26 protein-coding genes are annotated in these 25,158 nt (G+C 40.2%); 10 read left to right on the top strand and 16 right to left on the bottom strand.

Annotated features, from left to right (window positions below; all coding sequences use genetic code 11):
• Positions 1-52 precede the first annotated feature (52 nt).
• The 8 genes from RIB15_RS12715 to RIB15_RS12680 all read left to right on the top strand — a co-directional run bounded on the left by RIB15_RS12715 (position 53) and on the right by RIB15_RS12680 (position 10,092).
• The gene (locus RIB15_RS12715) at positions 53-634 is read left to right on the top strand and encodes a 2'-5' RNA ligase family protein (protein ID WP_350202541.1); all 582 of its coding nucleotides are present in this window, start codon (positions 53-55) and stop codon (positions 632-634) included.
• 76 nt (positions 635-710) lie between these two features.
• Positions 711-1,385 carry a thymidine kinase gene (locus RIB15_RS12710; protein ID WP_350202540.1) on the top strand — a complete coding sequence of 225 codons (675 nt, stop codon included), beginning with the start codon at positions 711-713 and terminating at the stop codon, positions 1,383-1,385.
• Positions 1,385-2,713, top strand: coding sequence for a NupC/NupG family nucleoside CNT transporter (locus RIB15_RS12705; RefSeq protein WP_350202539.1), 1,329 nt, complete (start codon positions 1,385-1,387; stop codon positions 2,711-2,713). The genes RIB15_RS12710 and RIB15_RS12705 overlap by 1 nt, the downstream gene beginning before the upstream one ends.
• 42 nt (positions 2,714-2,755) lie before the next feature.
• A complete protein-coding gene (locus RIB15_RS12700; RefSeq protein WP_350202538.1) occupies positions 2,756-4,693 on the top strand; it encodes a peptidylprolyl isomerase in 1,938 nt (645 codons plus the stop codon).
• 4 nt (positions 4,694-4,697) lie between these two features.
• Complete coding sequence (locus RIB15_RS12695; protein WP_350202537.1) at positions 4,698-5,615, top strand: peptidyl-prolyl cis-trans isomerase; 918 nt, start codon at positions 4,698-4,700, stop codon at positions 5,613-5,615.
• A complete protein-coding gene (locus RIB15_RS12690; RefSeq protein WP_350202536.1) occupies positions 5,612-6,985 on the top strand; it encodes a peptidylprolyl isomerase in 1,374 nt (457 codons plus the stop codon). The genes RIB15_RS12695 and RIB15_RS12690 overlap by 4 nt, the downstream gene beginning before the upstream one ends.
• Entirely contained in the window at positions 6,982-7,974 is a 993-nt protein-coding gene (locus tag RIB15_RS12685; protein ID WP_350202535.1) for an AAA family ATPase, read from the top strand. Before RIB15_RS12690 ends, RIB15_RS12685 begins: the two co-directional genes overlap by 4 nt.
• Before the next feature lie 21 nt (positions 7,975-7,995).
• Complete coding sequence (locus RIB15_RS12680) at positions 7,996-10,092, top strand: hypothetical protein (RefSeq protein ID WP_350202534.1); 2,097 nt, start codon at positions 7,996-7,998, stop codon at positions 10,090-10,092.
• Here the strand turns inward: RIB15_RS12680 and RIB15_RS12675 are convergent.
• The 4 genes from RIB15_RS12675 to RIB15_RS12660 all read right to left on the bottom strand — a co-directional run bounded on the left by RIB15_RS12675 (position 10,089) and on the right by RIB15_RS12660 (position 13,048).
• Positions 10,089-10,604 carry a SixA phosphatase family protein gene (locus RIB15_RS12675; RefSeq protein WP_350202533.1) on the bottom strand — a complete coding sequence of 172 codons (516 nt, stop codon included), beginning with the start codon at positions 10,602-10,604 and terminating at the stop codon, positions 10,089-10,091. The genes RIB15_RS12680 and RIB15_RS12675 overlap by 4 nt on opposite strands.
• Before the next feature lie 123 nt (positions 10,605-10,727).
• Positions 10,728-11,954: an AAA family ATPase gene (locus tag RIB15_RS12670; protein ID WP_350202532.1), complete on the bottom strand. Its 1,227-nt coding sequence runs from the start codon at positions 11,952-11,954 to the stop codon at positions 10,728-10,730.
• A complete protein-coding gene (locus tag RIB15_RS12665) occupies positions 11,951-12,439 on the bottom strand; it encodes a hypothetical protein (RefSeq protein WP_350202531.1) in 489 nt (162 codons plus the stop codon). Before RIB15_RS12665 ends, RIB15_RS12670 begins: the two co-directional genes overlap by 4 nt.
• Before the next feature lie 66 nt (positions 12,440-12,505).
• On the bottom strand, positions 12,506-13,048 hold the full coding sequence (locus RIB15_RS12660; protein WP_350202530.1) for an adenine phosphoribosyltransferase: 543 nt from the start codon (positions 13,046-13,048) through the stop codon (positions 12,506-12,508).
• A 58-nt stretch (positions 13,049-13,106) separates the two neighbouring features.
• On the opposite strand from RIB15_RS12660, the gene tadA reads away from it, so the two are divergent.
• Positions 13,107-13,583, top strand: coding sequence for a tRNA adenosine(34) deaminase TadA (gene tadA / locus RIB15_RS12655; RefSeq protein ID WP_350202529.1), 477 nt, complete (start codon positions 13,107-13,109; stop codon positions 13,581-13,583).
• A 90-nt stretch (positions 13,584-13,673) separates the two neighbouring features.
• Positions 13,674-14,114: a hypothetical protein gene (locus tag RIB15_RS12650; RefSeq protein WP_350202528.1), complete on the top strand. Its 441-nt coding sequence runs from the start codon at positions 13,674-13,676 to the stop codon at positions 14,112-14,114.
• 192 nt (positions 14,115-14,306) lie between these two features.
• Here the strand turns inward: RIB15_RS12650 and bioA are convergent, their stop codons facing one another.
• From bioA to RIB15_RS12590, 12 genes are all read right to left on the bottom strand, one after another.
• Positions 14,307-15,575 carry an adenosylmethionine--8-amino-7-oxononanoate transaminase gene (gene bioA, locus RIB15_RS12645; protein WP_350202527.1) on the bottom strand — a complete coding sequence of 423 codons (1,269 nt, stop codon included), beginning with the start codon at positions 15,573-15,575 and terminating at the stop codon, positions 14,307-14,309.
• A gap of 49 nt (positions 15,576-15,624) precedes the next feature.
• A complete protein-coding gene (gene bioD / locus RIB15_RS12640) occupies positions 15,625-16,242 on the bottom strand; it encodes a dethiobiotin synthase (protein WP_350202526.1) in 618 nt (205 codons plus the stop codon).
• A 5-nt stretch (positions 16,243-16,247) separates the two neighbouring features.
• Positions 16,248-17,057: a methyltransferase domain-containing protein gene (locus RIB15_RS12635; RefSeq protein ID WP_350202525.1), complete on the bottom strand. Its 810-nt coding sequence runs from the start codon at positions 17,055-17,057 to the stop codon at positions 16,248-16,250.
• Positions 17,014-17,424, bottom strand: coding sequence for a hypothetical protein (locus tag RIB15_RS12630; protein ID WP_350202524.1), 411 nt, complete (start codon positions 17,422-17,424; stop codon positions 17,014-17,016). The genes RIB15_RS12635 and RIB15_RS12630 overlap by 44 nt, the downstream gene beginning before the upstream one ends.
• Positions 17,425-17,734: 310 nt before the next feature.
• Positions 17,735-18,904, bottom strand: coding sequence for an 8-amino-7-oxononanoate synthase (gene bioF, locus RIB15_RS12625; RefSeq protein WP_350202523.1), 1,170 nt, complete (start codon positions 18,902-18,904; stop codon positions 17,735-17,737).
• A 3-nt stretch (positions 18,905-18,907) separates the two neighbouring features.
• Positions 18,908-20,014, bottom strand: coding sequence for a DUF4837 family protein (locus tag RIB15_RS12620; protein WP_350202522.1), 1,107 nt, complete (start codon positions 20,012-20,014; stop codon positions 18,908-18,910).
• Between the two features lie 9 nt (positions 20,015-20,023).
• The gene (trpA, locus tag RIB15_RS12615) at positions 20,024-20,821 is read right to left on the bottom strand and encodes a tryptophan synthase subunit alpha (protein ID WP_350202521.1); all 798 of its coding nucleotides are present in this window, start codon (positions 20,819-20,821) and stop codon (positions 20,024-20,026) included.
• A gap of 7 nt (positions 20,822-20,828) precedes the next feature.
• Positions 20,829-22,031 (bottom strand): tryptophan synthase subunit beta, encoded by a 1,203-nt coding sequence (gene trpB / locus RIB15_RS12610; protein WP_350202520.1) that lies wholly within the window; start codon positions 22,029-22,031, stop codon positions 20,829-20,831.
• A gap of 59 nt (positions 22,032-22,090) precedes the next feature.
• Positions 22,091-22,741, bottom strand: coding sequence for a phosphoribosylanthranilate isomerase (locus RIB15_RS12605; RefSeq protein ID WP_350202519.1), 651 nt, complete (start codon positions 22,739-22,741; stop codon positions 22,091-22,093).
• Complete coding sequence (trpC, locus tag RIB15_RS12600; protein WP_350202518.1) at positions 22,734-23,552, bottom strand: indole-3-glycerol phosphate synthase TrpC; 819 nt, start codon at positions 23,550-23,552, stop codon at positions 22,734-22,736. Before trpC ends, RIB15_RS12605 begins: the two co-directional genes overlap by 8 nt.
• Positions 23,552-24,592, bottom strand: coding sequence for an anthranilate phosphoribosyltransferase (gene trpD, locus RIB15_RS12595; protein WP_350202517.1), 1,041 nt, complete (start codon positions 24,590-24,592; stop codon positions 23,552-23,554). Before trpD ends, trpC begins: the two co-directional genes overlap by 1 nt.
• The gene (locus RIB15_RS12590) at positions 24,592-25,155 is read right to left on the bottom strand and encodes an anthranilate synthase component II (protein WP_350202516.1); all 564 of its coding nucleotides are present in this window, start codon (positions 25,153-25,155) and stop codon (positions 24,592-24,594) included. The genes trpD and RIB15_RS12590 overlap by 1 nt, the downstream gene beginning before the upstream one ends.
• Between the last annotated feature and the right edge of the window lie 3 nt (positions 25,156-25,158).

The raw sequence follows: 25,158 nt of genomic DNA, 5'->3' as shown, positions 1-25,158 counted from the left end.
ACTATATATGTAAATAACATGTGTAATGTAAATCAATTCAGAGAGGCAGATTATGGCCAAACCAATTCAACTCCCTTTATTTAAAGATGAGGTTAAGGTAAATGAGTGTTTGATATTAATTGAACCGCCACGAAATGTGGTTGACTACGTTTCCATCCTAAAAAGAGAGCTACAAGATGAATATGGTGATTTTCTTTCACGTGGTTCTAAAGCTCATATTACTCTCAGTAATTTCCTGGTTGCAGAAAACAGAATTGATAAGGTAATATCAACCATTGGCCGAAGATTATCCTTGTTTCCTAAGTTTGAGTTACAGCTTAAGGGCTTCTCAACTTTCGATGCTGGCAGAACTTTTTTTATTGGAGTAGAAGAATCAAAATCTTTTAAGTACCTGGCCAAAGAATTTGAAACCATCAAAAAAGAGGTAGTTAAGACAACCAGGTTTTACAACAGTAATACTCCTCATGTAACTATTGCCAGAAAACTACCGACTAAAGCTTTTAAAAAGATCAAGAAGAAATATATTTCAAAGCCTTTTTACTATACTTTTGATGTAGAAAGACTAATCGTTTTGAAGCGTAATAATTCAAAAGATAAATACGACTTCCATTCTTATATAAATCTTAAGAATTAGTTTTTCCAATTGTCCGAATACCCAAATATATTCCGTCCACAAAATTATAGGGTTCAAATATTAAGTAAAGCATTAAATGATTAACGAACCTTCGTTAGCACCGCGGGAATTTGGATGGATAGAAGTCGTTTGTGGCGGCATGTTTAGCGGAAAAACCGAGGAATTGATTCGTCGTGCAAAACGAGCTCACATCGCTGGACAAAAAGTTGTAGTTGTAAAGCCCGCTCTCGATAAAAGATATAGCGACACCGAAGTAGTTTCTCATAATGAAACAGCACTTCCCAGTATTTTGGTAGATACCGCCGACCAAATTGTTCTGCTCACCGGAGACGCGCGTGTAGTTTGTATCGATGAAGCTCAGTTTTTTGATGATCGTGTGGTTGAAGTAGCCAACTCTTTAGCCAACGATGGGAAAAGAGTAATTGTAGCTGGGCTTGACATGGATTTTAAAGGCCAGCCTTTCGGCCCTATGCCCTACCTCCTTGCCATAGCCGAATATGTAACTAAACTACATGCTGTTTGTGCGGAAAGCGGAACTATGGCTCATTACTCCCAACGTGTTGTTGAAAAAGAAGGTCAGGTTTTAGTTGGAGAGTACGATGCATATGAACCTCGCGCCCGGCACTGTTTTCGTCCTCCGGTGGATCGCCGCCGGGGGCGCCCTATCAAACCTTTTATAAACCCGGCTGTAAAAGAATCTGAAGAAGATTCTGCAGACAAAACCGAAGAAATAAACTCAGAGCACACCTAATGGATATCATACGCGGAATCATTGGAATTGTAAGTCTTCTTGGACTTGCGTTCATATTTAGCAATAGCAAAAAAAATATAAACTGGAGATTGGTTGGTATTGGGATTGGAATCCAATTCATTCTTGCCATTTTTATTCTGAAAGCAGATGTACTGGCAGGTTTTTGGGGGCCGCTTGGCTGGCCCATGATTCTTTTTCAGAAGATTGCCAGCTTTTTTGTGGTGGTGCTTAATTATACAACAGAAGGAGCTTCTTTTATTTTTGGAAGATTAGGGCATGGCCCAGAGTATGAAGATAGTTTAGGCGTGTTTTTTGCTTTCCAGGTTCTCCCTACTATTGTTTTCTTCGCTTCGCTGACAGCAATTCTCTACCACTATGGTATTTTGCAATTCATAGTTAAGATGGTTTCAAAAGGAATGCAAAAGCTTTTGGGAACTTCTGGTGCGGAAACTTTATCGGTGGTTTCCAATATTTTTGTTGGACAAACAGAAGCTCCATTGGTAGTTGAGCCATTCATTAAAAAAATGACAAAGTCTGAGTTGTTTGTAGTAATGACCGGTGGAATGGCTACCATAGCTGGTGGTGTGATGGCTGCTTATGTAGCCATGCTCGGAGCCCCATTCGCTGAGGCTAATGGATTGGAAATACAGGTAGCTCAACAACTTTTTGCAGAGCGACTATTGGGTGCTAGTTTAATGGCCGCCCCTGCTGCTCTTGTAATCGCTAAGATTTTATTTCCAGAGGATGGTGAACCAGTCACAAAAGGTGACGTCTCTATGAATGTTGAGAAAACGGATGCCAATGGTATTGATGCTGCTGCATCAGGAGCCGGAACGGGTTTGCACCTTGCTTTAAATGTAGGTGCAATGTTGTTAGCATTTATTGCATTATTGGCTATGTTTAATGGCATTTTGGGCTGGGGAAGTGATATCACTGGTATCACCGGGTTATTAGGTGAAAGCCTGACTATTGAGATGATGCTGGGTTGGATCTTTGCCCCCATCGCCTGGTTAATTGGCGTTCCCTGGGCAGATGCAGTTAATATGGGCTCGTTGTTAGGTACCAAAATTGTATTAAATGAGTTCGTAGCTTACTTAAAACTCGCAGAAGGTGTAAGTGCAGCAACTTTATCTCCTAAAACAATAGCAATGGCTACATTTGCGTTGTGCGGGTTCGCTAATCTCTCCTCTATAGCCATTCAAATTGGTGGAATTGGAGGATTGGCACCAAGCAGAAAATCAGATTTGGCAAAATTTGGAATTAAAGCCGTTTTTGCCGGAACTTTAGCTAACTTAATGACGGCTACATTTGCTGGCATGCTTTTTTAAACAGAACCAAAAATCATCAAGAAAACTAAATCAGTATTCGCAATGGCGAACATAACTTATCGATCATTCTATAGTTTATTTCTTTTACTAATTGTCCCTTCATTGGTTATCGGGCAGTCAAAAAACGATAAAACCGTTGTTGGGGAAGTCGGAAATCAAAAGGTGACATATGCTGAACTTAAGAAAAACTACAGCAGCGGTACTTCTGAAACACCTACCCTTGAAGATCTTGAAAGCTTCCTTCCTATTTATCTGGATTATAAAGCGAAGTTAATCTCAGCTAAAGAACAAGGCTATTTCGAAGATTCTGCATTAGTAGCAGAGCATAAGTCATATGTGACTCAGGCCGCCTATGCATATTGGCTTGAAAATGAGATTAAACCAGCAGCTTTCGGTGAATTTAAAAAAAGAGCAGAACTGGAGCTCAAAACATATCACATTTTAATTGCTGTTGAACCTGATGCCTCCGAACAACAAGCGAACGAGGCAATTGCAAAATTGAATCAGGCAAAGGAAGAAATCAAAAATGGCATTCCTCTGGATGAAGTCAATGAAAAGTATTCAACAGTGCGAGGTGGCCGTAGCATGGGTGGCGATATTCCATGGATCTCTGTTGGGCGAACTGTTCAGGAATTTGAAGAAGTAGTCTATAATTTAGAAGTAGGTGAAATTTCTGAGCCTTTCAGAACTCAGTTTGGTTACCACATAGTCCTTCTTCAGGACAAACGGGAGTTGACCCCTGCGCGTCTGGTTAACCATATTTTTGTTCGCGGAACCGGAGATTCTACAGCCTATGATAAGATACATAATGCTTATGATGCTCTTGAAAACGGCCGGCCATGGAATCAGGTGCTTAACGAATTTACTGAAGATGGAGCCTCTAAAAGAACAAATGGCCGAATTGGCTGGGTAAGCTACAGGCAAAACTTTGCCATGGATTTTGTTGAGGCGGTAATTAACCAGGACCCTTCAGAACCTTATTCTGAGCCGGTTAAAACTAACTATGGCTATCATATATTTAAGATAGATTCAGTTGAGACCTATAACTCTGAGGAAGAACGAAATCAGGTTCTGATGCAGCAATTACGGAATACTCCTTACTACGAGGAAAGCAATCAATTTGTCATTGAATTTCTACAGAAAGAATTTGATGCTGAAAAAATTTCCGAATCAGAAGATCTATATAGAAAGTGGATTACTGAGTTTGACACTTCAAAAATATCCTCTCTTTCTAGTCCATCTGGCCTTGCTGGAGAAACAGTATTTGAGTTTAATGGTGAAGATTATACCACCGATGAATATCATACCTTCATCCTAAATAAGTATGGCAGCCGTATGGCTAAAGATTATCGCAGTAATTGGTTGGATGAATATGCTCAAAAAGTAGTTGACGATAACATTATTCCACTCACCCTGAAAAAATTCCCTGAATTTGAGCAACAATCAGAAAGTTATCTTAATGGCCTGGTGGTATATAACATCAATGAACAAAATGTTTGGAGTGCAGCCACTGTAGATAGCTCACGTTTGCATTCAATGTATGAGGATAATCTGGACAAGTATCAATATCCTGAGCGTCCCTTCTATTACTTGTTCACAGCAAGACACGATTCAATCCTGATGAAAGCCAAAACCTTTATTACTAATGGCGGCTCTCCGGATAGTGTTAAGTCCAAGGTTGATAAGCTGGGGGTTTCGGTTGACTCTACTACCGTTTTTGTTCAGGAGCCATTCGATAAGCTGGCAGGAATGAATGAAGAAAGCTTCTCTGACACATTCGAGTATAACAGTATACGCGGGATGTTTTGGTTACAAGACAGGCTTCCTGCACGGAATATGACTTTTGATGAGGCATTTAATCGCATTTTGGCAGAGTTCCAGCCGCAGCGTGAGAAAGAATGGCTGCAGGAACTCCGCGACAAATATAATGTGAGAGTTCACGTTAAGAAGCTTCAAAAAGCTTATAAGAAAGACGCATAATCTGATGGCAATACCTCGGTCTTGGTATATTTTACTTTTGTCTACCCTTTTACTGCTGATATCATCGTGTCAAAAAGATAACAGCACGCAACCAGTAATTTTAGCTGAAGTTGGAAGTCAGCAGTTAACAAAAGCAGCAGCAAAAGCTGAAATTCCTACTCATATTTTTCAATCAGACAGCACTTCTGCTTATTTGAATTATAGGGATAACTGGGTGCGCAGACAGGTAATTCTGCAAGAAGCCGAACGATTAAACTTTACTCAACGCAAAGGAGTTCAAGAAAAATTACAGCGAATTCGTGAAGAATACATTCTTCAGGCTGTTCAGGATTACATCATCACTGAATTTGAAGGTGATATAGATGTCAGCGAACAAGAAGCCCGAAATTATTACCAGCAGAATAAGGATAAGTTTACACTTGACGAACGATATGTACGCTATCGCCATCTAATAGCGAGCAGCAACAACGGTGCAGAACAGGCAAAAAGAGACCTTATGCGAGGAATTGAGTGGGAAACCGTAGCTAAACAATACTCAAAACATGCAGACCTGAAGATCAGAGAATCCGAACGTTTCTGGCCTATTTCCATTGCTGGTGGCGATATTACTATGCTAAACCGGTATTTAAATATCATTGGCCCTTCAGAAATATCTCCCACCTATCGATCTGGGAGTGAATATCATTTTGTGCAATTATTAGATGAGCGCCCCCAGGGCGATCACCCCGATTTAGATTGGTTAATCGGCCAGATCAAAGAATGGCTGACTTTGGAGAAACGAAAAAGAGCGTTCAACACATATGTAAAGAATCTTTATCTTCAGGGACAGGCAAATAATGAAATTAAAATTCATAGCGTTATAAACGAAACGAATACAGCAGTGGACGACTCTACTGTTTCACTGAACCAAATTAATCAATGAAGAATAAATACGTTTTTATACCCCTTCTTTTTCTAGCTTTAATTTTCACATTTAATACTCAGGCTCAGCAGCGTCAGCTTGCAGATCAGATTGTCGCTCATGTAAATGATAATATTATTCTAAAGTCTGAAATCGACCAAAGTGTCGCTGACTACATACGTCAGTCCAGAGTTCAACAACAGGGACAACCCGTTCAATTCAGCCGCGAACTATGGTTTAACTTTCTAGAGTCAGCTATTGATAATTATGTACTTCTTGAAAAAGCCCAGATTGACTCTATTACAGTGTCTGAAGAAGAAGTAGAACTTAGAATGGACCAGCGAATTCAGCAGCTTATAGGACAAGCAGGAAGTGAACAAGCTCTTGAACAAGCATTTGGAAAATCTTTGCTACAGCTAAAGGCCGACTTTCGATCTGATTTCAGGGAACAGATGATTACCAGTAAGGTTCAGCAACAAAAAATGCAGTCTATTTCAATAACCCGGCCGGAGGTAAATGAGTTTTTCGAAAGCATTCCTAAAGATTCTCTTCCAACCATCCCTGAGCAGGTTGCTCTGTCTCAAATTGTCATCATCCCTCCCGCTAAAGGTGATGCAGAACAACAGGCTTTTAAATTTGCGCAGCAGCTTCGGGATTCTATCGTAACACATGGAAAGTCGATTGAAGAATTAGCACGTCGGCATAGTGATGACCGGGGATCGGCTCAAAGAGGCGGACTATTACCACTTATGGGGCTTGATGAGTTAGTTTCTGAATACTCAGCAGCAGCTTCTGCCCTGCAACCCGGAGGTATTTCTAAAGTTGTTGAGACGCAATTTGGGTATCACGTTATTCGTCTTAACCGCAGAATGGGTGATCAGATAGAAACCAATCATATTTTAATTTCAGTAGATTCCGATGAGCTTGATGAAGAATTTGCTGTCAATCGTCTGAATGCAATTCGAGACAGCATTATGGCGAATGAGGATGTAAAATTTTCCGAAGTTGCCCGCAAGTTAAGCGAAGACCCTTCTACATCTAATCTTGGGGGTAAAATATTTGATCCTCAGAGTGGTGAACGCCTGATACCCCTGAACCGTTTAGATCCTGCTATGTACAGGGTCGTATTGTTGATGGATGAGGAAGGTTATATTTCTGAGCCTAAATCATTCAACCTTCAAAGCCAGAATAAGAAGGCGTACAGAATTGTACGTTTAGATCGGCAAATTCCTGAACATATAGCGAACCTTAAACAAGACTATGAGCGCATAAAAAGTATAGCTTTGCAGCAAAAACAAATTCGAATAATGCAGAAATGGATGCGAGATTTGCGGGAAGATATTTATGTTGAATACAAGATTGATGTGCCTCAAATGGAGAATAGTTTATGAGTACTGATGTAAAAGATCCGGTGAAGTTAGCGGATGAATTCCATGAGGTTTTTCATCAGATAAAAAAAGAGATACATAAAGCTGTAATTGGGCAGGAAGATATAATTAATCTTCTGTTGATTAGTCTTTTTTCAAGAGGTCACTGCGTTTTAATTGGTGTTCCCGGATTAGCTAAAACATTGCTGATCAGAACGTTAGCTGAGTCATTGAATCTTACATTTAATCGTATTCAATTTACCCCAGACCTTATGCCTGGTGATATTACCGGAACGGAGGTAATTGAAGAGAATAAAGATTCGGGCCGTAAAGAGTTCACCTTTATTAAAGGACCTGTTTTTGCCAATATTGTTCTTGCTGATGAAATTAATCGCACCCCACCGAAAACACAGGCTGCTTTATTAGAAGGTATGCAGGAGTATCATGTTACAACGGGTGGGAAGACTTATAATTTAGATACTCCTTTCTTTGTGCTGGCAACGCAGAATCCTATTGAACAGGAAGGAACTTATCCCCTTCCTGAAGCTCAACTTGACCGTTTTATGTTCAATATTTGGGTTGATTACCCTACCCTTGAAGAGGAAAAGGAAATTGTGAGTAAGACAACAGCTCATCAGGATATTAATATTGAGGCCTTGGTTACTAAAGAGAAAATCAAAGAATTGCAGTCTTTGGTGCGCGAAGTCCCCGTACCCGATAATGTGCTTGACTATGCCGTTGAATTGGTCTCTAAAACTCGTCCAAACACCGACATGGCTCCGGATTTCGTAAATAAGTACATGAGCTGGGGAGCAGGCCCAAGAGCCTCTCAATACCTTATTTTAGGAGGGAAAGCCCGCGCACTTTCTCAGGGGCGTTACCATGTGACCGAAGAAGATATTAAAACCCTGGCCATTCCCGTTTTGCGACATCGTATTGTCAATAATTATGCTGCTGAAGCTGAGGGTTATACTACGGTTAAGTTGATTAATATGCTTACAGAACAATCCTGAAATCATAAATGAGGGACTAATGTGGATTTCCAGGGTTTTCAGCACATACTTCCGCCAGCAATAATAATCATACTTATTATTGGATTACTGGCACTATCATGGGCTTCGTATCGAAAGTTTAGCAGCATTCCTTCATTCGGTAAATGGACGCTTGTAGCTCTAAGGAGCTCCGCTCTGGTTGTCGTTTTATTACTTTTACTAAATCCCTATTTCTACTCCTCCCGCACCGTTGATCTAAAACCAACAATAGCTGTCTTTCTCGATAATTCAGAGAGCATCGACATTTCAAAGGGAGATTATGAAGGACTTGATTCTTATATCCGGCTTCTGAACTCCCTGAATTTTAACTCTATTAGTGAGGCAGAGTTCAGGTTTTATTCTATCGGAGAGTCCATTTCTGAATTCATACCTGATTCTTTAAATGCAGTTGAATCTCAAACCAACCTTGCAGAACCTGTTAAATCAATTCTTGAAATGGAAGAACAGGTGCAGGCTGCAATCATAATTTCTGATGGAATCATTACTTTTGGACGAAACCCTTCCATAAACGCTTCTAACTCTTCTATTCCATTATACACGATAGCAGTTGGAGATACTTCACGTGTAAAAGATGTTTCAATCTCAAACGTCCTTACAAATACAACCGGGTATACAAACACCAACCATATCATTGAAGCTGAGATCTCACAATCCGGGTTTGCTAGTAATAACGTTAATGTATCTCTCATAGCTAATGAAGAAGTGCTTCAACAGCAACAGATTACATTCGATACAGATAATCAGGTAAAAAAAGCACAGTTTGAGCTTGAGCTTACTGAAGAAGGTCTTAAGCAATTTGAGATACAGGCTACGCCTCTTCCTGATGAATGGACCAATTCAAACAATTCCCGGCTTTTTTCTATAGATATATTGGATAGCAAAGTGAAGATTCTGCATGTTGCTTTTCAAATTCATCCTGATGTTAAATCGATTCGTTCAATTATCCGGGAAGACGAAAACAACGACTTAACAACGCTGACATGGCTAGGTGGAAATCGTTTTGTGGAAGAATTACCAGATGAGAATGAGTTTAACCTGATTATCGTGCATGGGATGCCTGGTTCTGTACAGGATTTCAGTTTTCTGAACCCAATTGTTGATACACCGACTATATTTTTTGAGTTGGGTAGTCGTTCAGGTATAGGTTTTAATGAACTGGGAACCCTCGAACTTATTAATACTCAGGCAAACCGTGTTGCACCAGTACGTCTGAATCAGTTATTAGAACAGGATCAACAACCTATTTTAGAATTACCTGAAGTTAATTTAAACGAAGTACCTCCTTTGTATTCAGGATTAAGAAGCCAGCTTTCCGATTTACAGAGTACGACTCTATACTCAATAAATTATGATGGAATAAACACGGAATCGCCTGCTGTTGCTATTATAGAACAGGGAAACTTAAGACGCTCTCATGTACTACCCTGGGGTTGGTATAAATGGATTCAAAGTTCTAATCCTCTTGAACGGGAATATGCAGGTACTTTTATAGCGAATTTAGTTTCATGGACTGCAAGCGACCCTGACAACAGAAAGCTTCGTATTTCTCCGGCTAAAAAAACATTCAGTACAGCTGAGGCTCCTATCATCAATGCCAGTCTTAGAAACGAACGCGGGGATCCGGAAAGTGATGGAATTATTGAAGTCGAGGTTAGCTCTGATGAAGGAAGTCCCCGGTCATTCAACATGGAGAATGTGGGAAATGGAAATTATACTCTTACCCTGCCTCGCCTGTCTGAAGGTTTATATAGCTATCAGGCTGCGGCACGAAAAGGAGAAAGAGAGATTGAAACAAAGTCTGGAGAGTTTCTGATATCCAATTCCAGCTCAGAACTTACCAACACAATTCGCGATGATGCTTTATTAAAATCTATTTCAACCAATTCTGGCGGTAGCTTTTTTACTTATCAAAATGCAGAATCTCTTTGGGACAGCCTCAAAACTGCTAATGTACTGCAATCAAGTACACAGACGATAGAGAAATATTCTTTTCCAGTGCGCTCTTTTTATTGGTTTGCCCTTGTATTGCTTTTATTGGGAAGTGAATGGCTGCTCAGGAAATATTATTCTCTTCCTTAATAATTTCTTTTTTCCACCTTAGGGGGCTGATTCTCACCAATGGTTACTATAAAAATATCTCCATAGGCTTTTTCATCGAGTTGCTCAAATCGTTGTTCTCCCAGTGATATATTAACCAAGAGTGGTGTTGTGTTGGAGTGACCCACAATCAGAGCTGTAGAAGCTTTATTCGAGGATATGATAGACTGAACCAATCCCTTTGGATCATTCAATCCGTATTCCTGGATTACAATGCCTAAACTATCTGCTATTGGAGATGCGGTCTCTTTGGTTCTCTTATATGGTGTGCTATAAATAGCTGATACATTATATTCTTTAAGCATAATGTCAGCTAGTCGCACAGCCCGGGTTTTTCCCTGCTCACTTAAGGATGGATCTCGTGTACCATCATCTACTTTCTCTGCATGACGAACAAATATCAAGGTTGTTTCTGAGACTGGTTCTTCTGCTGACTGAGCAAAAGCGGTTAAGGATATTAAAAGAACACCGGAAATTAATAAGAGTCGTTTCATATGTCATGCAAGATTAAAAGTTGTGAGGCCATACGGTTGTCTGTTTAATTTAGTTTCTTTTTGATAATAAAAAAGGCCGACCTCCCGGCCGACCTTTTTTGACAGTTAGTAATATTTGGGGTATTACTTTCTTGCTAATACGATTATAAGACCTACTATGGTTAACAGGCTTAATCCAAATAGAATTGGAATAAGGAATGACTTTGGCTTGGCCTCATCTCTCCAGGTCATAATTTCAGTGTCAATGGTTGAAATTTGAGTCATTGTGAGTACTTCTCCTTGCTGCACAAATTTGCCCCAGTCTTTTTTGATTTTCCCATTCCAGAAATCATAAAAAGCCTGAAAATCAGCATAGTTTTCATCAGTAATAACTTTCTCACGGCTGGCATCTGTTGCCTTGGTAACAAATTGCTCGATAGAATTGTAGAAACTTTCGTTACTATCAAAAGCACCGAGGTCAACATTGTTTTTCTCGAGATAGCTATCCATGGAAGCCCACATATTTTTTGATGCGCTGGCTTTCCAGTCACCCAGTTTATTCTCTATACTGTTCTCCCATTCATTGGCTTTATTACCTGCATAAATACGAGTGAGGTCGTCTCCAATTTGGTTCCACACTTCTGAAAAGCGATTCTGTACGACATACATTCGCAGATAATCTTCCGTTTGCAAAGAACCATCATCAGATTTCAGAATCTGAATATTCTCTTCGATCACAGATTCTATAACGTGTAACGGATTATCCTCTTCCTGTAAAGCTCTTGGGCCATTCTCTTCGGTAAATTCAGCCAACGCTTCACCCTGCATATCTTTATAGGTGATAAAAAGAGAATCGATCATATTAAGTACGAATTCATCACGCTCCTCCATACTTTTGCGATATCTTTGGACAAGGTTGGAAAGATTACTTTCACTCTTTTCAGAAGCTAAAATTGCATTTCTAAGTGAATCGGTACGCTCATTTAAATTTGCAATTTCTGACTTATAACTAGAGAGCTCAGTAGAAAGCTGGGTTAGCTTCTCGTTTTGATTCTCAATAATCAGCAATTTGTGTTCTGCAGCTCGTGCTCTTTGTTCAAGTTCATCGATACTGCTTTCATAAGTTTCCGGATACAAAGCATTATTAAGCAAAGCTTCATGGTCTTCATTATAGTAAGCGAAATCTTTAATCTCGGTACGCAAACTATCAATCTCTTTCACGGTCATCGCTTCCGATATTGATGTCTTAAGTTCCGCATAACGCTCTTCAAAGTTCTTTTTTACCTGATAGTCAGATGTTTGAGCAGTAACAGATACTGAACCTGCTATCAATGCAATCATTACAAAAGTAGCTGTATATAACCGTCTCATGATTGTTCCTCCTCTTTGTCATTCTTTTTAATGCCGTTTTGATTCATAGTTATAACTTCATTGGATTCAACCTTTACCAGCTGAACAACTCCGTCTCTCATATTAAAGGCGGGTTCGGAAATCCTTTCCTCAGAAACTTTGATTTTATTTTTCAGCTTAAGCGATCCGTTTCCCGGTTCCATCACATAAACGTTCTTGAATTGATTTGCTGTGATGAAATAGAAACCTTCTGCATTCCTAATGAGGCGGACTTCTTTAATTTGATTGGTGCTGTCATTTTCTCCAAATTCTTGTTTTTGAAATGGAGAGACATTGAAGGTAATGCCATGTCTGACATCAGTTACGGTTCCATCTTCATCAGGAGTTAAAACTGATTCAATTTGGTGGGCGTAGTTCACATTTTTGACCACAAAAGTCTTGCAGGCTGTGCCTAACATCACGATTGAAGCCAACAGAATAATCGGAGTAAGTTTATGGGGTCTCATTTTCGTGTCCTCAATTACTATTGTTTGTTCAAGCAATTGTATTCACGAAATAAAATATTGTTCCGGTTATTCGATGATAATACTTTCTACCGGCACACCCTGGTGAAGTTGATCGCGTCCATTCAGGAAGGAAAGCTCAATAATAAAGGAATAACCAACTATATGTCCCCCAAGGCGTTTTACTAATTTCGATGCTGCAGATGCAGTACCTCCCGTAGCAATTAGATCATCATGTATGATTACTTTTGCTCCTTCAAAAATTGCATCGTCATGTATTTCAACACGGTCTTCTCCGTATTCTAAAGCATAAGTTTCTGAGAGTGTTTTAGCTGGAAGCTTACCCGGTTTACGAACCGGAACAAACCCGGCGTTTAAATCCTGTGCAAGATTTGTACCGAATAAAAATCCTCGTGACTCGAGTCCGACAACGTAATCCACAGATTTATGCCTGAAAGGTTGAGCCAGCATATAGGAAGTAAGTTCCAGGGCACGCTTATCCTGCAAAAGTGTTGTTATGTCTTTAAACTGAATTCCCTCCTTCGGAAAATCCGGAATGGTGCGTATGGTTTCAGAAATAAAATCTTTTATGCTTTGCTCTACTTTTTTCATCTAAATAGGATTAAGTTCGCGCCAAGGTAGTTAAATCCAAGGATAGCAATCAAGTATTATGAATGAAACTGAAGGACAAGTTTGGCAGAAACATCATCGATTTATGGCCCGTGCCTTTATGCTGGCCGAGCAGGCTTTTGATGAAGGCGAAGTACCCGTTGGAGCCGTCATTGTTCGGAATAATCAAATCATTGGGAAGGGCTACAATCAAGTTCAGCGATTAAACGATCCGACGGCGCATGCTGAGATGATTGCCATCTCAGCCGCCTGCGAAACCATGGATGAGAAATACCTCAGCGAATGTACCTTGTACGTAACTCTTGAGCCCTGCCCTATGTGTGCCGGAGCGGCTGTATGGAGTAAACTTGGCGGAATTGTTTTTGGAGCAGCAGACGCCAAAGCCGGTGGTTGTGGCAGTGTTTTCAATATCTCATCAAATAAAAAGCTCAATCACCAGGTAGAAGTGATACAAGGCGTGATGGAAGCTGAATGTGAGCATTTATTGAAAGCTTTTTTCAGAGAACGCCGCAGTTAAAATTATTCTACTTTTACCAGAATAATTATTACTATTTGAAAGCTATTCTATTCCAGAGATATCTATAAATACTAACCTAATTGATTTATGATGACTGAAGAACAAAATAATAATGGAATAACTACCTGGTTTTGGGTTATTGGATGGGGAGCCCTGGTTTGGAACTTACTTGGCGTCATGTCTTATATCATGACCGTAACCATGAGCCCTGAAATAATGGCTGAACTACCTGAAGCTCAACAAGAACTTATGAATAATACACCTGCATGGGCTACGGGAGCTTTTGCATTCGCAGTATTTGGTGGTGCTTTTGGGTCTTTGGCACTTTTAATGAAAAGAAAACTAGCCCTTCCACTTTTCATTGTTTCCTTTGTTGGGATTGTTGTGCAGTTGTATCACTCACTATTTATGAGCAACTCAATTGAAGTTTACGGTCCTGGAGGAGTAATAATGCCGATTATGGTCTTTTTATTCGGAATTGGACTCATCTGGATAGCCCGGCATTCAATATCCAAAGGTTGGCTTAAATAATTACAAGCGATCTTTTACGGACGGGATATAATTAGAAAAAAGTACCCCAAAAACCCAAACCCTGTCCTCAGGTAGATTTTAAAGAATCGTAAGGACTAATCATAATTAATTTATGCATTTAAGGTACTTTCTATTTGGACTTGTTCTTAATTAGAGGACTTGAGATCAATATGCACGAATACAAAAAAGGCACTATTCGATAAGTTCTGAAATCGTACTATAGATTTTTCTCAATTCCTCTTCTGTAGTGCAGTAAGGAGGCATCAGGTAAAGAACATTTCCCAGGGGACGTAACAGAACTCCATAATCAACACACTTCTTCTTAATTTCATTAGCCACCGAATTAAGATAACCTCCCTCTTCATCATTTTTGATGTCCATTGCAGCAATGGTTCCGGTAACTCTAAAGTGCTCAAGCCTTGGATTTGATTTAAGTTTGTCAATTTCTTCCAAATGAATAGATTCAAACTTTCTAAAAGCTTCTTCCCTTTCTAAAACTTTCATCGAAGCTACTCCGGCAGCACAACCCAATGGATTTGCAGTATAGCTGTGGCCATGCCAAAAAGTTTTTATTGGATCTGATGAATTGAAGGTTTGAAAGATATCGTCTGAGCAAACAGTGGCTGCTAAAGGCATAAAGCCCCCTGTAATACCTTTTGACAAACAAATAATATCTGGTTCAACCTGAGCTCTTTGACAGGCAAAATAATCTCCGGTTCTGCCAAACCCAGTCATTACTTCATCCAGAATAAGTAATACTCCAAACTGTCGGTTCACCCAGTGCAGTTTCTGCATAAATTCCTCGCTGCACATACGCATTCCGCCTGCTCCCTGGACCATGGGCTCCATCAAAATACCGGCATATTTGTCGGGGTGATTGCTAAGCAGGTCTTCCAACTGCTCTATAACTTCATCCTCCTTTTGTGCTCTTTCTTTGTCACCCATCCAGGTTTCAGGAAAAGGCAATACTTCTACATCAAACAACAAGTCTTTAAAAACATCCGTAAAAACAGAACGTTCGCCGGCCGACATGGCTCCGAAAGTATCTCCATGGTAGGCCCCTTCAAAGCAGATAAAAGTTTTTCGGTCTTCTCCTTTATTCTTCCAGTATTGGTAGGCCAGTTTCATCCCAACTTCCACTGCTGTAGAACCATTGTCAGAATAGAAAACCCGCTTTAAGTTCTTAGGGAGCTTTTCGACCAGCATTTCTGCAAGTTGTTCTGCAGGGTCATGAGTAAAACCAGCAAAGATAACATGTTCTAGAGTCTGGGCTTGCTTATAGATGGCATCTGCTACTTCAGGATGGGTATGCCCATGAATATTCACCCACCAGCTTGAAATAGCGTCTAAAACTTCGGTTCCGTCTTCCAGGGTAAGCCAGGATCCTCTTCCGCTTTTTACTTTAATAGGATCCGGAGCGTCTTTTAAAATTGTGAAAGGATGCCAGAGGTTTTTATGCACTTTCTTTAATAATTAGTTAGAATTTAAGATTAGTTGATGGCTCTATTATTTAAATAAAACAGCTTTTGTATGATTTTATGAGAGTCTGTTTGTTTATTGTATCTAACTCTTGGACTTCCCAAACCGGTACTTTTCCGAAATGCTCTATGGTCTCTCTATTGCTTTGGTGATGCGGACCGTTAAGAATCACCCCAAAAACTTCAACACTCCGGCTTCTCAAGGCTTCAAGAGATAATAATGTATGATTTAAAGTGCCCAATTCACTTCTTGCAACCAGTAATACCGGAATATCAAATTGGGTGATTAAATCCAGGATAGACTCCTTCCAGTTAATAGGAACCCACAGTCCGCCGGCTCCTTCAACTATAAGATGTTTGGTTTCAAAATCAGGAAGGCTGAAATCGTGCAGCGATATTTCTACTTTATCGATATCAGCAGCACCATGAGGAGACATCGGGGTGTTCAGGCGATATCTTTCTGGGATGATTCGTTGATCTGCAACTTCCGAAACTCGTTTTACAAATTCGGTATCGGTTTCTTCATCCAATCCGGCTTGCACTGGCTTCCAGTAGGTTGCATCCAGACTGCTCATCAACATAGCTGAAATGAATGTTTTACCAATACCAGTATCTGTTCCGGTTATAAATAGTTTTTCTGGTAAATCCATACTCATTATTTAAAATCTTTTTTGGCTGCCAAATAAACGACATGCCATTTAACTTTAATTCTGTCGCCTGCTTTTTCGTCCCAGTGATTCAGTAAGAGCTTGAATTGCTTAGATGACAAAGAATTACCTTTTAAATTTTCACTTGCCCCTATTCGTTTCAAATGGCGAAAGAAATCAAGTGAAGTATCGAATTCCTGAAACAGATCATTCTCGTAATAATCGATTTGCAAAGGCCCCATAGAAAGCTTGACGACAACTTCTTCTACATCAGGTAAAGGATTCGCAGTGTAGGGAAGTCCCAGTTCAAGACAGTTCTCATACCACTGCTCAAACGTGTGATTGCCCGGAAAGGAACAGAGTAGCAACCCGCCTGGCTGTATTGCACGAGATAGGTTTTCTAAGGCTATGGAAGTATCCCTGAACCACTGTGGCGCAAAGTTACTTATTACCATCGAATACATCTCATCTTCCTCTTTAAATTCGTTCGCATCAAGCACTTTGAACTTAATTTTATCATTTACAAGCCCTTGATTATCCAGCTCCTCTTTGCAGAATTGAAGCATAGACGGAGAAGCATCTGTAATAATGAATTCCTTTTCAGGGAAATGCTCTATCAGTTTACGGGTTAAAAACCCCGTTCCACAACCTATTTCCAGAATAGGTCCGGAGGGTAAAAGCTCACGCCATGGCAGCAGCGAGGAGATGAGTCCATCGGCTACTTTCTTTTGAATTTCTGCTTCCTGATGATAGTTTTCAGCAGAATGACCAAAATTACTGGCTATTCTGTTGATTTCTTTTTCTTCTGTAATTTCCATTGTGTTGGAAAATAGGAATCATTGCATTTATAAACGACCAGCAATCTTTATAATGTGTAACCGGCATTCCGTGCCCAGCTTGCTTTATAAAATGATATACTGCATTTCCATCGGTTAATTCTGTGAATTCCTTCCCTCTGTTGTGAGTCAAAATTTTATCACTTCCACCATCCAGACTGATGATAGGTTGACCTTTTTGCAGGTGTGTAAGATCAAAAACAGAAGTGCTGAGTTTTTTTAAATCTTTCAATAGAAAATCAATATCTGGTTTCCCTTTTGGGATATTCTTTTTCTTATCCGGATGAAAGGCATTGACCCAAAAATTTTTAAGAACTTCTTTAGGGTTTTCATCAAATTGCTTAATCATTTTTTTGAGCACCTTTAAAGATCTTTTCCTGTCAGCTGTATCTTTTGGATGAAATTCTTTGAACCCATTGAAAATCACAACACATGAGGCCTGTTCGATGTGCTCTTTTGGACACCAATGGAGTCCAAAGGAGTGCAAAAATATCACCTTATGCTTTGATTCATTAGAAAACTTAGGAAGCTTTTCTTCCAAAAAATATCCCCTATCTGCTGTCTTTAACATTACGTTCGGAGGCAGGATATCTTTCCAATTCTTCCAAAAAGATGAATCGAAACCCCACCCGTGATACGCAATGATTTCTAAATCAAGCTTATTTTCTTTTTCCGAATGCACGTAAAAGTTTATCTAAGTCTTCTTTTTGATGTTTTGCAGTAATCGTAATTCTAATGCGGGAAAATCCCGGGGATACAGTTGGCGGACGTATTGCAGTAGCAAGTATGCCGTTATTTTCCAGTTGGTGTGAAACGGAAATTGTCTCCTTTTCATCGCCAACAATTACAGGTATAATTTGGGAATTAGAATCACCTGTTTCAAATCCTGATTGCTGAATTTCTTTTTTGAAATATTGCGTTAGCTCATAAATGTGTTTTCTTTCAGCATCCATGGTGGGTATTAGCTCCAAAGAAGCCTCCAAAGCTCCAATTACAGCCGGAGGCAATGCTGTCGTATAAATAAAGCCGGGACAAAAGTTAATGAGGTAGTCTTTTAATTGTTGAGAGCAAGCGACAAAGGCACCAAAAGCTCCAAATGCTTTTCCAAAAGTACCCAGCGACACATGAATTCCTTTCTTTCCATAGTTCAACCCTAACCCCTTTTCACCTAAAACTCCCAGAGCATGGGCATCATCCGAAAATAGCAAAGCATCATACTTTTCAGCTAAATCAATCAGCCGCTTCACATCGCTTTGATCTCCATCCATACTGAATACTGTTTCTGAGACGATCCAAATGCGGTTATATGACTTTTTTTGCGCCTTCTCCAGTAATTTCTCTAGATGCAGGTAATCATTATGATCATAACGCTGCAAATCAGACCGGCTCAGAATTGCACCTTGCAGCAGACTGTTATGAACTTTATTATCGGCTAGGATGAGTGAGTTTCGATCGGCTAACGTTGACAATATGGTAGCATTGGCCTGAAAACCAGTATTGAAAACCAGGGCTGCCTCCACATCAAATACCAGGGCTAACCTGGATTCCAGTTCTTCGTGTATAGTGAAGTTTCCACTTACCAACCTGGATGCTGTTGAACCAGCGCCATAGCGTCTGGCATACTCCAAACTCTTCTTAATAACTTTGGGATGGGTAGCTAAACCCAGATAATCATTGGAGCAGAAGTTAAGTATACTCTTCCCTTCTTTCTTTATTGAAGCCCCTTGAGGTTCCGGTTCAACCCGTACTAATTCTCTAAAGCGGTGTTCAGCTTTTCGTTGAGCAAGAGCCTCTGAAATAAAATCCAGTTTGTCGGAGTTTTTACTCAAGGTTTATGAAGCTGGTTCTGGCTTAGATGTAGACGTCCAGGTAGAATCAGACTCAAACGTACGACCCATTGCCCTGAATTGACGTACAAATGGTAGTTTCTTTCTTACTCCAGGTGCAAACTGATTGTAATCAATCATGAATAAGCGATTGGTATCCGGGTCGTAATAGGTAAAGTTGACAAATGGACCACCCATTAAGCCATTAACCATATACCATGTTCCTCGGGTTTCATAAGCAAGCAACCGACCTTTCTGAAAGCTTTCTGTAATAACGGGTCTGATTTCAGGGCGGTTTGTGTAAGTTTGAACGTACATGGAATCCCTTGCCCCTTTTATATATTCCTGAGACAGAGAATCCCGTGTATTAATAATCCACTCGTCATCCAGAAATGAAATATCTTTCACATCATCCTTATACCATATCCACATCCAGCGGTCGTTCTGGGGAAGAAATCGCCTGTAACTTATAAAGTTTAGCGTATCAATGTTTTTGATGTAGTCGTGCTGGAAACGAACAGTGAAACCTCTGTTTTGCCAGAGTGAATCGGATAACTGGGTTTGTTCTTTCTTCTCGTATACAAAATACTCCCAGCGCTGCAGCTCTTTCTGGAGCATATTATTTAGCAATGAATTTTCGGTATTCCTGATTTTTTGTGCGAGTAGTGAATCGGATGTAGAACTTAGTATTAAGACATATTGATCACGATACCACTGGTCTTCAACTGGAAAGGCAAAGCTTTCTCCTTGTCTTACACGCTCTTCAACAGATTCATCAAGAAAACCCCGAACCTGACGTCCGGTATTGGAATCTTCGTCAATTTGCGCAGCAAAAATGACATTTTTCTGGCTTTTAAGTCGGTCTAAATGAGACTGAGAACGAATTTGGGTGAACTGAAGATCATAATAGGCTTCTCCGTTTGGCACGGTAAGCACCCATTTACCAAATACATCCCTGATGGCTTCAGCAGTCTGGCTTTCCCATTTTGTTGAATCCATTACTACAACTACTTCTCTTGTATTACCTTCTGCAAGTGGCCGGTAGTCACCATTGCATGAAATAAAGAGTAAAGCTAAAGCTGAGACTAAAAAAGAACCTAAGGTTAATCGCATAATGAATAATTAATTTCCAAATTTAAGTGAGTGAACGAAGGAAAAGAGCTCTGATTTCCAGCCTTCATTCGGATAGTGTTTTTTGATGGTATCAATTAAGGCACTACCAACTATAAAACCATCGGCATTTGATGCGATATCCACAGCATCTTTATAAGATTTAATACCGAATCCTACCATAACCGGATTCTTGGTAATGTTTGATCTAACGCGCTCAATAAACCGGTTAACAGACTTCGATACTTCTTCACCATCTCTGGCTCCGGTTACGCCGGTAACGGAAACGCAATATACAAATCCTTCCGACTTTTCATCAGCTTGCTGCATACGCTTGTCTGAAGTGTTGGGGGCTACCAAATAGATAAGAGACAGGTTAGAATCAATAGCTTGATGTTCAATGATACCTCCCTCTTCTATGGGTATATCAGGAATAATAAGTCCATCAACACCAGCCTCTTCGGCCTTTTGGCAAAACTCTTTGATTCCATATCGCAAAATCGGATTCATATACCCCATCAGAATAATCGGAATTTCAGAATGTTCACGAACTTCTTTTACCATTCCAAAAATCTTGTTCATGGTAATTCCATTCTTTATGGCTACATCACTGGAATATTGAATGGTTGGTCCGTCAGCAAGTGGATCACTGAACGGAATTCCAAGCTCTATCATATCTGCACCATTTTGCTCTAGTCCAAGAATCAAATCTACTGACGATTCCAAGTCCGGGAAACCTGCCGACAGGAAAAGACTCATTAGCTTTGAGTCTTTTCCTTTTTCTTTAAATACTTTTTGAATTCTGTTCATATTTCTATCAAAGATTTTCTGAAATGGTACCCATGTCTTTATCTCCCCGACCTGAGCAATTTAAAATTACAATTTCATCTTTTGTTGTTTCTGGCATCATCTTCTCGAGCCATGCAAAAGCATGTGCGGTTTCAAGTGCTGGTATAATACCCTCAGTCTTGGATAATAATTTTACGGCTTCCATAGCTTCATCATCCGTCACGGCATAGTAATTAACTCGGCCCAAATCTTTAAGATGGGCATGTTCGGGGCCTACGCCCGGGTAATCAAGTCCGGCACTAATGGAGTGAGCAAGCTCAATTTGTCCTTCATTACTTTGAAGTAGATAACTCAGCGACCCATGGAGGATTCCGGGCGTTCCTTTGCTCATGGTAGCTGCTGTTTTACCAGATTCTACACCAAAACCGGCCGCCTCAATCCCAATAATATTCACTTCTTCATCGTCGATAAATGGATAGAAAAAGCCAATTGCATTAGATCCACCACCCACACATGCAATGAGGTGATCAGGGTTTCGGCCTTCGTAATGGTGAATCTGTTGTTTGGTTTCACGCCCAATTACTTCATGAAAATATCGAACCATCATAGGGTAAGGATGAGGCCCAACCACCGAACCGATGATATAAAAAGTGGAATCTACATTGGTCACCCAGTCACGGATGGCTTCATTGGTAGCATCTTTCAAAGTCTTAGATCCGCTGCTTACCCCCCTTACTTCAGCTCCGAGTAACGTCATTCGATCGACATTGAGCTTTTGACGAACCATGTCTTCTTCGCCCATATAGACCACACAATCAAGCCCAAACTTAGCACAGGCTGTCGCAGTAGCCACCCCATGCTGTCCGGCTCCAGTCTCTGCAATAATGCGTTTCTTACCCATTCTTCGGGCCAGCAGCACCTGCCCGATGGCATTGTTAATTTTATGAGCTCCTGTGTGGCACAGATCTTCTCTTTTCAGGTAAATTTTTGCCTTTCCGTAATGTTCAGTTAGTCTATTCGCATACGTTAACTTTGTAGGCCGGCCGACATACTCATCGAGCAATGATTTGAATTCGTTCTGAAAATCTTCATCGTTTTTAGCTTTTTGAAACTCCTCTTCCAGCTCCTGTATAGCAGGAATCAAAATCTCCGGAACGAATTTACCGCCAAATTTACCGTAATATCCCCTTGCATCGGGAAAGGTGTATTTCTTTGTTTTTACTTCATTCATATGAATCTAAACTGGTCATTCAAAGCGACAGCAAAGTATCCTCTGGATGACATGATTAACTAATTTGCTTCCAAAGCTCTCATTTGATCCATGAAAGCTTCAATTTTTTCAAAATCTTTAAGTCCTGGCTTCTGTTCCAGGCTACTTGATACATCAATAGCATAAGGATGAACTGTTTCGATTGCCTTGCCGATATTGTCAGCGTTTAACCCGCCGGACAGGAAAAATGGAATATCTATATCTGCTTCTGTAAGCATACTCCAGTCGAATGTAGTTCCGGTTCCGCCCCATAAACCATCAATCTTTGTATCAAAAAGAAGAAAGTCAGCAACTGACGAGTATTGATCAATTTGATGCTCTAGCAAGTAAGGCACCGTCTCCTCTTCAATATGAATAACTTTAATAATTGGTTTCTCAACCAATTCGCAGTATTCCACGGATTCATTACCGTGAAGCTGAACATAATCCAAACCTGTTTCTTTGGCTATTCTATTGACATCATCCAGTGGCTGATTCACAAAAACACCCACCTTCTCAGGGCCTTCCAGCCAGTTAATAATCGCTCCGGCTTCTCCGGGTTCAATATACCTGGGACTTTTCTCATAAAAAATAAAACCCAGATAATCGACCAAAGCTCCTGCTGCAAACCGGGCATCTTCAAGGTTTGTAATCCCACAAATTTTTATTCTTGTTTTTTCTCGTTTACTCATGAGTAATCAACTTCTCAAATTCTTCTTCTGTTTGTTCCAGTAGATCTTTTACGGCCTGACCAGGGTCTTTTTGTTTCATAAAATACTCACCGATTAAGGCCGAATGGATTCCTTCTTTCTTCAACAGTGCCAAATCTTTTCCTGATGACAATCCGCTTTCAGAAACTAATATGGTCCCTTCTGGTGATTTCTGAAGAATATTGATGCCGCGGTGCACATCTACTTCAAAATTTTTCAAATCTCTATTGTTTACACCTAAAATATCAACCAGACTGAAATCGATTCTTTCAAAATCTTCCTCATCATAACATTCAACGAGAGCATCCAATTCAAATTCTTTGGCAGCATGAAGAAGTTCTTCGAGTTGTGCACCTTCTGTAATTGCAACAATGATTAAGGCTGCATCAGCACCATAAGCTTTTGCTTCTTTCATCTGGTATGGATCGATGATGAAATCTTTACGAAGCAGAGGAAGCTGTACCCGTTTCGATATGGCTTCAAGATAATCTAAATCTCCCTGGAAAAACGGTTGGTCAGTTAAGACAGAAATCGCAGAAGCTCCACCCTCTTCATACCGGAGTGCAATATCAACCGGATCAAAATCTGGGCGAATAATACCCTTGGAAGGAGAAGCTTTTTTAACTTCAGAAATGATGGAAACAGAGTCTTTTTTCTGTAATGCATTCTTAAATGAAATCGGCTTCTTTTCAAATCCTTCAAATGAATTAAAGTCATTGAAGGAAATCCTTTTTTTGCGTTTTGAGAGGTCTTCAGCCGTTTTCTCTACTATTTGGTCAAGTATATTACTCATCAGTACTTAAACGTCCCCATAGCGTCGTTTGTAGCATCTATAAAATCATTGAGCATTTTGCGCGCCTTCCCTGATTCGAGTGCTTCTGTAGCCAATTCCTTCGCTTCTTCCAGCTTATCTACTTTTCCGGAAGCCTGAATTGCAAATGTAGCATTTAACAGGGCAATATTTTGTTGAGCTTCGGTTGCTTCTCCAGCCATGATGCTGGTTAAGATTTTAGCATTTTCTTCCTTACCACCACCCATCAATGCTTCCATATTCACCTTTTTAAACCCAATGGTCTCCGGATCAAACAGTATCGAAGTTGAAACCACTTTATCTTTCAATTCAAAGACTTCAGACTGGGAAGTCAGGCTGACTTCATCAAGACCGTCGTGAGCATTAAAGGTATAAGCAAAATCAGTGTTCAGGTTCGCAAGAATGTGCACCATTTTTTCCGCCACTTCTTTGCTAAATGCACCAATCACATAGCGCTGAACTCCGGCAGGATTCACCATAGGCCCAAGGATATTAAAGAAGGTTCGGAAGCCTAATTCCCTTCTTGTAGGCATTACATATTTCATAGCCGGGTGAAACATAGGAGCAAACATGAAAGCCATTCCTACTTCTTTAAAAACCTGTTCAACCCCTTCTTTACCCAGTTCAATAGAAGCCCCTAAATATTCTAAAACATCGGCAGAACCACATTTACTGGATGCACTGCGATTTCCATGCTTTATAACCGAAACTCCGGCAGCGGCAGTAATAAAGGAGGAGGCAGTAGAAATATTAAACGTTCCGGATTTATCCCCACCGGTTCCCACTAAATCAATAGCTCCTTCTATGTCCACATCTACTTTAACGGCTTTTGAACGCATTACTTTAACGAAAGCGGTGAGTTCTTCAATCGTTTCACCTTTTAAACGCATGGCCGTGAGGAAGGAAGCAATTTGTTCCTCAGAAACCTCCCCTGTCATAATAAGATTTAAGGCCGTTTCAGCTTCAATTTGACTCAGGTTTTCAGAAAAAGAAAGTTTATTAAGTATACTTTTAAAATCCATTATTGACGTAACCAGTTTTGAATGAGTTTGGGTCCTTCAGTGGTTAAAATGCTTTCGGGGTGAAATTGGATTCCCTGTATCGGGAACTCTTTATGACGAACTCCTTGTATTACCCCATCATCTGATTGAGCTGTAATTTCGAGTACCTCGGGGATGGTATCAGGATCTAATACAAGAGAATGATATCTCGTTGCTACAAAATCTTTTTCAGCCCCTTTAAATATAAACCTTCCATCATGTGATACCTTGGAAACCTTGCCGTGCATCAATTTAGGTGCATGAATAACTTTAGCTCCGAATACTTCCCCTATAGCCTGATGGCCAAGGCACACTCCCAAAATAGGGGTCTCTTTTCCGAGTTCACGGATAATTTCTTCTGTGATTCCTGCTTCATGAGGTCGCCCAGGACCAGGAGAGATTAAAATCTTTGAAGGTCTTAATTCCCTGATTTCATCCAGTGTCATAGCATCATTACGGATGACTTTATAATTATCCGTTTCTGCTGCTACCAAATGTACCAGGTTATAGGTAAACGAGTCGTAATTATCGATAATCAGAATCATAAT

Origin of the sequence: Gracilimonas sp. (assembly GCF_040218225.1) — a bacterium.
Classification (GTDB): Bacteria; Bacteroidota; Rhodothermia; order Balneolales; family Balneolaceae; genus Gracilimonas.
Note: the sequence above shows the minus strand (reverse complement) of the source record. Positions and strands in the feature narration are given on the sequence as shown.